At 33.8% G+C, this 8506-nt stretch carries 10 protein-coding genes; all 10 read right to left on the bottom strand.

Annotation, left to right across the window (positions count from 1 at the left end; all coding sequences use genetic code 11):
* Nucleotides 1–624 (bottom strand): tetraacyldisaccharide 4'-kinase (gene lpxK / locus AB1630_06100; GenBank protein MEW6103372.1); only part of this gene is annotated, 624 nt, incomplete at its 3' end.
* The gene (locus AB1630_06095; GenBank protein MEW6103371.1) at nt 617–2407 is read right to left on the bottom strand and encodes a glycosyltransferase family 39 protein; all 1791 of its coding nucleotides are present in this window, start codon (nt 2405–2407) and stop codon (nt 617–619) included. The genes AB1630_06095 and lpxK, both read right to left, overlap by 8 nt.
* Nucleotides 2385–3632, bottom strand: coding sequence for a folylpolyglutamate synthase/dihydrofolate synthase family protein (locus AB1630_06090; protein MEW6103370.1), 1248 nt, complete (start codon nt 3630–3632; stop codon nt 2385–2387). Before AB1630_06090 ends, AB1630_06095 begins: the two co-directional genes overlap by 23 nt.
* Before the next feature lie 5 nt (nt 3633–3637).
* Complete coding sequence (locus AB1630_06085; GenBank protein MEW6103369.1) at nt 3638–4396, bottom strand: phosphate ABC transporter ATP-binding protein; 759 nt, start codon at nt 4394–4396, stop codon at nt 3638–3640.
* A complete protein-coding gene (pstA, locus tag AB1630_06080) occupies nt 4378–5175 on the bottom strand; it encodes a phosphate ABC transporter permease PstA (protein MEW6103368.1) in 798 nt (265 codons plus the stop codon). Before pstA ends, AB1630_06085 begins: the two co-directional genes overlap by 19 nt.
* Nucleotides 5169–6047: a phosphate ABC transporter permease subunit PstC gene (pstC, locus tag AB1630_06075; protein MEW6103367.1), complete on the bottom strand. Its 879-nt coding sequence runs from the start codon at nt 6045–6047 to the stop codon at nt 5169–5171. Before pstC ends, pstA begins: the two co-directional genes overlap by 7 nt.
* Nucleotides 6010–7029 (bottom strand): phosphate ABC transporter substrate-binding protein PstS, encoded by a 1020-nt coding sequence (gene pstS / locus AB1630_06070; protein MEW6103366.1) that lies wholly within the window; start codon nt 7027–7029, stop codon nt 6010–6012. Before pstS ends, pstC begins: the two co-directional genes overlap by 38 nt.
* A 25-nt stretch (nt 7030–7054) precedes the next feature.
* Nucleotides 7055–8131 carry an ATP-binding protein gene (locus tag AB1630_06065; protein ID MEW6103365.1) on the bottom strand — a complete coding sequence of 359 codons (1077 nt, stop codon included), beginning with the start codon at nt 8129–8131 and terminating at the stop codon, nt 7055–7057.
* A 10-nt stretch (nt 8132–8141) separates the two neighbouring features.
* Nucleotides 8142–8327 (bottom strand): hypothetical protein, encoded by a 186-nt coding sequence (locus AB1630_06060; protein MEW6103364.1) that lies wholly within the window; start codon nt 8325–8327, stop codon nt 8142–8144.
* A gap of 78 nt (nt 8328–8405) precedes the next feature.
* On the bottom strand, nt 8406–8495 hold the full coding sequence (locus AB1630_06055; protein ID MEW6103363.1) for a hypothetical protein: 90 nt from the start codon (nt 8493–8495) through the stop codon (nt 8406–8408).
* Nucleotides 8496–8506 lie beyond the last annotated feature (11 nt).

The raw sequence follows: 8506 nt of genomic DNA, 5'->3' as shown, positions 1-8506 counted from the left end.
ATTTCCATTATTGTCCAACAAAGCACTTGGTTTATAATCTGCCTCAAATATGGGTGAGGTTTTATTAAATTTCCTTATTACATCAATAAGATTTGGGGTTTTCTTTTTTGTAATTATAATTATATCTGCCCTGTTTATGCAAGATAGTGGCTCACGGAGAATTCCATAAGGAAGGAGGTGATAATTTCCAAATGGATTAGCTCCATTTATAAGAAGAATATCTAAATTGCGAAATAATCCCCAATGTTGAAATCCATCATCTAGGATAATTGTATCTACGCCAAGATGAGAAATTGCAAACATCGCATTTTTGTATCTATTCTTTCCAACAATAACAGGGATATTACACATCTTTGAAAGCATTAAAGGCTCATCTCCAACATCCTCTACCTTCATATTTGGCATAACAATTGCACCCTTATTTTCATATTTTCCCTTATAGCCCCTGCTTAAGATGCAAACCTTCTTTTCCTTAAAGATTTGGGCAATCTTTAAAACCATCTGCGTCTTTCCTGTTCCACCCGTTGTAATATTTCCAACACTTATAACAAACGCAGGAACCCTTTTTGGTTCAGAGAGTCTCCTATGGCAAAAGAGCCCAAGTTTATATAATTCCTCAAGCATTTATAAGATTAAGTGAAATTATAAATTCACCATTTATCTTCTTAAATTTTCCATCTATAAATTGATGTGACCTTTTAAATGAATATATAGGGTCATAAGGAAGGACAAACACCCAATCTCCTTCTACCTTAAAAACAAAGGAATTTTTCCCTTTCTTTAAAAATTTTATTGGAAGTGGAATGTTATAGAGGTTAAAACTCATCCCTTGTGTTGGTTGTATATTTGCTTGTATAGAATAAACACCTTCATTTATATCAATTATTAGCTTTCCCTCTCCATATGCCATATAATCAAATGATAATTTAGCCTCTTTGTATAATGAGATGTCCTCAATTATCATAAATTCCTTCTTTGCTTCTTCTCCATTATGAAGAACAATAGCATTTCTTTGTGATAGTATACATTTTGAATCTGTTATAACCCCATCTTTATGGATGCCAGCTGGATTTTTAAGCTTAAAATAAAAAATTCTTGCATCCTCCTGCCAGATAATAAAAAAGCAAAGAGAAAGAAGAGGAATAGACAATAAAATCCTCTTATATTCCATCTTTCTTATTTTCTCATATAACCAAAATAGGGTGCAGGAAGCAAATGGGATAATGGCTGGGATAAAAGAAATCCTATATCTTCCAAGAACATGAATAGCTATTATAGAAAGGATGAATGAAAAGATAAAAAGAAAAAGAAGGAGGCATCTTTTATTCTTTAATGAGAGAATCATCCCAAAAAGGGAAAGGGGTGCAATAAATCCAAATCCTATAAAGAAGGGAAGCCTTATAATGTAAGAAGCCTTTTTTATGTCTTCATAATTCATATTATTTGCTATCTCAAATCTTCCCCAAAAGAGTAAAAACTTCTTAAGAAGAAGATTTAAAAACAATTTCGGTTTTTCTTTTGCAAACCTTATTACATCTTCAATATATGCCCTATCACCTATTTCAGAAAGCCTCTTTTGTAGCTTTTCAGGAAGGGGGTAGGTAAGGTATGTTCCATCTGCACATTCATTATTTCCAATCCATAAGAGGACAGGTCCATTTGTTGTAACCAAAGTAAATTTTTTTGAGGAAAGATAATTCATTATTGTTGCTGGAGATATAAAGATAAATGTAGTTAGGCTAAAAATAAAAAAGTAAGAAAACGCCCTTCTTTTAAAAAAAACAAGCATCCAGATAAATACAAATGGAAGAAAAAGCAAGATGCTTGTTCTACAAAGAGATGATAATGCCAAAAGAATGCCAGATAAAAAAATGTATTTTAATTGTCTAGTTTCTTCGCTTTTAAGAAGAAAAAATATAAAGAGGGTATTTAGAAAGGTAGCAAGTGCCTCAAGCAAAATAAGCCCTTCATGGACTATAAACATATCATAAAAAACAGACAATGCCAAAGATACAATAGCAACCCCCTTTCCAAATACCTTTTTTGCAATAAGAAATATAAATAGACAAGTAAAGACACCAAAAATCATTTGGATAAACCTTATGATATATAAATTATGTCCAAAAATAAGGTAGGCTAAAGAAAGAAAATATGAATATAAGGGGCCATAATAATAGGGTGCTGGATGCCTTCCCTTTAAAATCTCTTGTGCCTGGTTATCATATGTAAGCATATCGGTTCCAGCAGGAAGGTTATAGAATGTTGAATCATTTTTCTGAATGGATTTAAGGTGGATGTATCTTGTAAATATGGCTGTAACTAGCAAAACGACAACAAAAAGCCAATAAACATATTTTGTCCATTGCCTTATATTTAACCTTTTTTTAATAGGCTTTTTTCTTTTCATATTTTATTGCTTCGCCTATAAGATAAAAAGAGCCGCAAATACAAATAAGCTCATCATTTTTTACAATATTTTTTGCATATTCAATAGCCTTGCTTACATTATCCATAACAATAGCATTAGATGTATATTTTTTTACAATTTCAAAAAGCAATTCCTTATGGCATCTTCTATCTATCTTTGGCTCTGTTACAATTACCTTAGAGCTAGATATATCAAGATTAGAAAGAAATCTATCTTTATCCTTATCCTTTAAAATTCCTATGATAAATATAGGTTTATAAGATGAAAAATAGAAATTTAAAGCCTCCCTTAATATTTTTGCTCCTTCTGGGTTGTGTGCACCATCTACAATAATCAAAGGATTTTTTGAAATAATATCCATCCTTCCCTTTATATAGGCATTTTTAAGCCCCTTCTTTAGCTTGCAAAAATCATAAGGAAAATCTTTTTTTAAAACCTCAAGGGCAATAATTGCTAAAGAGGCATTTATAACCTGATGATTTCCAATCATTCCCAATGAAAAACCTTTATAATCTTTATCAAAAACCCTAACCTCAAAGGAATCTGGCATTCCTTTTCCTATAAAATCCCTTCCTTCAATAAATATTTGCGCATCTTTCTTCTTTGCACATTCTTCTATTACGATTTGTGCCTTTTTATCCATCCTTCCAATAATAACAGGAATTCCTTTTTTTATTATCCCTGCTTTTTCTCTTGCAATCTTCTCTATTGTATCTCCAAGGTAATTTGTATGCTCAAGGGAGATATTGGTAATTATGGAAAGCAGGGGCTTAATTGTATTTGTTGCATCAAGCCTTCCACCCAATCCTACTTCAATAATTCCTATGTCAATATTCTCTTGTGCAAAATACAAGAATGCAATGGCTGTTGCTGCCTCAAAGTATGTTATGTCTAGCCCTTCACTTGCTTTTTTTATCCTTTGAATAATGGTTTCAAGTTTCTTTTTAGGAATTATTTTATTGTTTATCCTTATCCTCTCCCTAAAATCTATAAGGTGTGGCGATGTATATAAACCAACCTTATAGCCTGCCTCCTTTAACACAGAAAAGATAAATGTTGCTACCGACCCCTTTCCATTTGAACCTGTTATATGGATAGAAGAAAAATTTTTTTCTGGATTCTCTAAAATTTTAAGAAGCCTTTTTATCCTTGATGTCCCAAAAACAAAAGATGATTCCTTAAGCCCTTTAATCCATTCATTCATTCATCTTACCTAATTCTTCTCGTTAGATATTCCTCTGTCCTTTTATCGGATGGAACAGTAAAGATATCTTTTGTTTTCCCGAATTCAATTAGCTCGCCTAGGTATAGAAATGCGGTAAAATCAGAAACCCTTGCTGCCTGTTCAATGTTGTGGGTAACAATGAGAATAGTTACGCTTTCCTTTAGCTTTATGATTAGCTCTTCTATAGAAGATGTAGCCTTTGGATCCAAAGCAGATGTAGGTTCATCAAGCAATAAAATTTCTGGGTCCATTGCTAAAGCCCTTGCTATACAAAGCCTTTGCTGCTGACCACCCGATAAAAATGTTCCCCTTTTATGCAAACAAGAACAAACCTCATCCCACAATGCTACCTTTTTCAATTTGTCCTCAACAATTCTTTCCCTTTCATCCTTTTTTATTTTTATGCCATTTAGCTTATATCCTGCAATAACATTGTCATATATACTCATTGTGGGAAATGGGTTTGGCCTTTGAAAGACCATACCTGTCTTTCTTCTTGCAATTATAGGGTCAAGGCTATATATATCTTCATTGTGAAGAAAAATCCTACCCTCTATCCTTGCATCTTCTATAAGCTCATGCATCCTGTTAATACACCTTATAAGGGTTGTCTTTCCACAACCAGATGGACCCATAATTGCTATTACATTGTTATAAGGTAAGGAGAGGTTTATATCCTTTAGGACACAATGCTCTCCAAAATAGGCATAAAGGCTCTCTGTCTTTAAAACTGTATTTTCCATCTTTTTACAACTAACTTAGCTATTATATTTAAGATTAAAACAAGTGAGACTAAAATAAGGGAAGCCCCCCAGGCTTGTGATATCCAATCAGAATACGGCGATGTAGCATAATTAAAGATAAGTAGGGGAAGGGAGTTTATTGGCTTTAAAAGAGAAAAGCTCATAAAGGAAGATCCAAATGCTGTAAGCAAGAGTGGTGCTGTTTCTCCAGAAACCCTTGCTATGCTTAAAAGGATGCCTGTTAAAATTCCAGATAATCCAGCAGGCAGGATAACCTTTAGGATTGTCTTATAATATGGAACGCCAAGTGCCAATGATGCCTCCTTTAATGTATCTGGAATAAGCTTTAAAGTTTCCTCTACGGATTTTACAATTAAGGGAAGCATAATAATCCCCAAAGCAAAACCACCAGATATGGCAGAAAATCCTCCAATTGGGACAACAATTAAAAAATAGGCAATAATACCAATAACAATAGATGGAATTCCCTGCAAAACCTCAACGGATGTTCTTACAAATCCTGCAATCTTTCCTTTAGATTCAGAAAGATATATGCCAGCTAAAATGCCTAAAGGAATAGAAAATAGGGAGGAAAGAATAATTAAAATAAATGTTCCAACAATAGCATTTAAAATCTGGGAGCTTAAAAGAAGATTTAGAGAGGATGTTCCATTTTTGAATATGAAGAATAGAATAAGAAACAAGGGAAGAATAGAAAAAAAGGAAAGTAAAATTATCGTCCCCAAAAAAAGCCAATTCTTAATTATTCTAATTAACATTTTGCCCTTCTTACAATATAATTTCCCATAATATTTATTATTGTTACAACAACAAATAGAACAAGCCCTATTTCTATTAAGGAAGAAAGATATAATTTTCCTGTTGCCTCTGTAAATTCATTTGCAATAACAGATGCCATTGTATTTCCTGGGCTAAATATGCTTTTTGGCAAAAGGGCTGAATTTCCAATTACCATTGTTACAGCCATTGTCTCACCCAATGCCCTTCCTAAAGAGAGCAAAAATCCTGCAAATAGCCCACCTTTTGCATAGGGCAGAATAACCTTTCTTATAACCTCATACCTTGTTGCACCTAAAGAATAGCCTGCCTCTTTAATTTCAGATGGAACAAGGCTAATAACCTCCCTTCCAATGGATGCTGAATATGGAATAATCATAATGGAAAGAATCAGGGAGGCTGCGAGGATAGAAACACCATATGGGGTTATTCCCAACCAAATCTCTATTTTTTGAATAATTGGAACAAGAAAGAAAAGCCCCCAAAATCCATAAATTACAGAGGGAATGCCGGCAAGGAGGTCAATTAAACCCTTAAGAACGAATGGCAGGGTTCCCTTTTTAAGGTATTCTCCAATAAGGATAGATATTGAGAGGGAAAAGAAAAAAGAGAGAGAAAGTGCCAATCCTGCTGTAATGAGTGTTCCAAGAAGAAACGGAAGACAACCATATTGAGAAAATACAGGATCCCATACCTTTGAACATAAAAATTTAAAACCAAATGCCTTAATACTTGGAAAAGAATGGCAAATAAGTGTTAAAAAAATAGCAAAAAGCAAGGCTATTATAAGTATAGCTGAAATGGATAGGGTTTTTTTAAAAATCAGCTCCTTCTTTGAGTAATGGCTTACCATTGTATGTTATTAATTTTACTATTTCTTCTGCCTTTTTTACAGCAGGTTCTGGAATTGGTGCATAATTAAGAGGTTTTGTGTATTTTTGACCTTCGTGCGTCATCCAATAGAGCAATTTTGTAAGCCCTTTTCCTTTTTGCTCATTCTTTTGCTCCTTATAGACCAAAATCCAGGTAAAGCCCGATATTGGATAGCCAAGAGGGTTAGCCGTATTTACTATTGATATTCTTGTATCATTTGGAATCTCTATATTTCCTGCCAAAGAGACAGAGGAAATATCTGGCTCTATAAAATTTCCATTTTTGTTTTTTATAATAGCATAAGGCAAATTTTGCTCCATTGCATAGGTAAGCTCAATATATCCAATGCTTCCTTGTGTTTGTTTAATTAAAGAGGTTACACCTGCATTTCCCTTTCCTCCCAATCCAATAGGCCAATTAACCATTGGAGCTCTCCCTATATTTTCCCCCCAAACCTTGCTAATTTTTGAAAGGTAATCTGTAAATATGAATGTTGTTCCAGAGCTATCTGACCTTCTTATAACAATTATATCCTTATTTGGCAAAGCGGTATCAGGATTTATCTCTTTAATCCTTTTATCATTCCATTTCTTTACCTTTCCAAGAAATATATCAGCAATTATATCTGGCGTAAGCTTAATTTTAGGGTTATTTGGCAAATTATAGGTTATAGCAACAGCGCCCATGCAAATTGGAATATGAAGGATATTAAGGTTTTCTTTAAGCTCATTATCGCTCATAAATACATCAGATGCTCCAAAATCAACGGTTTTATTTATAAGCTGCCTTATCCCTCCGCCTGAGCCTATTGCCTGATAATTTATCCTTACATTAAATTCCTTGTAATACCCCTCAAACATCTTTGAATAAAGTGGATAGGGAAAGCTTGCACCAGCACCCTGTAGCTCTATTTTACGGGGATTACATGCTGCCAGGAGGGCTGCAAGAAGCAATATTTTCATTTTAAAAGATTATATCGGAAATTGGCTATTTTGTCAATGTAAAGCAAAATTTTGCTCCATTTTCTGATTCTGCCCAAATCTTTCCATTGTGCCTGTCCATAATTCTTTTAACAATAGTAAGGCCAATCCCAGAGCCTGGAAATTCATCCCTTGAATGAAGCCTTTCAAATGGAAGGAATAGCTTATCTTTATAATTTATATCAAAGCCCGCTCCATTATCTTTAACAAAATATGCTATCTTGTCATTAATGTTTTCTGTGCCAAATTCAATTATTGCCTTTTCTTTTCTGGATGAAAACTTCCAGGCATTGCCAATAAGGTTTTCAAGGCATATTTTAAGAAGATTAGAATCTCCCTGTGCAAATACATCCTTTTTGATAACAAATTCAACATTTCTTCCTGGCTCACTACCTTTAAGCCTATTTGCAATATCTTCTACCAAAATGCTCAAATTTACCATTTTGGTATACATCTCAAACTTTCCCACATATGAGAGGCTTAAAAGGTCTTCAATGATCTCATCCATACGCTTACCCTCTTCCTCTATCCTCTTAAAATAGCCCTTTCCATCCTCTGGAAGCATTTTTTCACAATCCTCCATAAGTGCTTTGCTAAAACCCCTCATCCCCCTTAATGGTGCTCGTAAATCATGGGCAACAGAATAGCTAAATGCCTCCAATTCCTTAGTAACTGCCTCTAATTGCTTCATTTGCCTTAAATCCTGACCAACAATTACCTTTCCTACCCTATCGCCATATTTATCCTTTACAGAGGAGATAGAAACCTGCATTGGGATATACTCATTATTTTTTGTTTTAAGAAAACTCTCGCAGATAAACCCATTTTTTATTTCTTTCTCAAGAAGGATTTTTAAAGGCTTACCAACCAATTCTTCCTCATTATACCTTGTCAACTCCCTTGCTTTAGGGTTAGTGCTTATTATATTTTCATAATTGTCAACCAATACCACCAAATCCATTACCCTCTCAACAATCTCATTAGCGCCAAGTGCTGGTGTTAAAACCATAAGCCTGTATTTTACTATTGAATACCATGTTGCATAAGCCCATATTAAAATTATGACTATTGCTAATGGTGGCATAATATAGACCTTAAGGGATGGAAGAATTACATCTATTAAAGAGCCAAATATAAGGCAGATAATAACAATTAACAGATGAACTCCTTCCTATATTCTTCTCCCAATCCTTACTAATCTTTGAAAGATAATCTGTGAATATAAATGTTGTTCCAGAGCTATCTGACCTTCTTATAACAATTATATCCTTATTTGGCAAAGCGGTATCAGGATTTATCTCTTTAATCCTTTTATCATTTCATTTCTTTACCTTTTAAAAGATTATATCGGAAATTGGCTATTTTGTCAATGTAAAGCAAAATTTTGCTCCATTTTCTGATTCTGCCCAAATCTTTCCATTGTGCCTGTCCATAATTCTTTTAACAATAGTAAGGCCAA

It is taken from the genome of bacterium, from assembly GCA_040753555.1.
GTDB lineage: Bacteria > UBA9089 > UBA9088 > UBA9088 > UBA9088 > JBFLYE01.
This window is presented reverse-complemented; position numbering and strand designations above follow the sequence as displayed.

Excerpts from the sequence above, each read along its gene's own strand:
- pstA (MEW6103368.1), bottom strand. The coding sequence starts at position 5,175 with ATGTTAATTAGAATAATTAAGAATTGGCTTTTTTTGGGGACGATAATT.
- AB1630_06085 (MEW6103369.1), bottom strand. The coding sequence starts at position 4,396 with ATGGAAAATACAGTTTTAAAGACAGAGAGCCTTTATGCCTATTTTGGA.
- AB1630_06095 (MEW6103371.1), bottom strand. The coding sequence starts at position 2,407 with ATGAAAAGAAAAAAGCCTATTAAAAAAAGGTTAAATATAAGGCAATGG.
- pstS (MEW6103366.1), bottom strand. The coding sequence starts at position 7,029 with ATGAAAATATTGCTTCTTGCAGCCCTCCTGGCAGCATGTAATCCCCGT.
- AB1630_06090 (MEW6103370.1), bottom strand. The coding sequence starts at position 3,632 with ATGAATGAATGGATTAAAGGGCTTAAGGAATCATCTTTTGTTTTTGGG.
- pstC (MEW6103367.1), bottom strand. The coding sequence starts at position 6,047 with ATGGTAAGCCATTACTCAAAGAAGGAGCTGATTTTTAAAAAAACCCTA.
- AB1630_06065 (MEW6103365.1), bottom strand. The coding sequence starts at position 8,131 with ATGCCACCATTAGCAATAGTCATAATTTTAATATGGGCTTATGCAACA.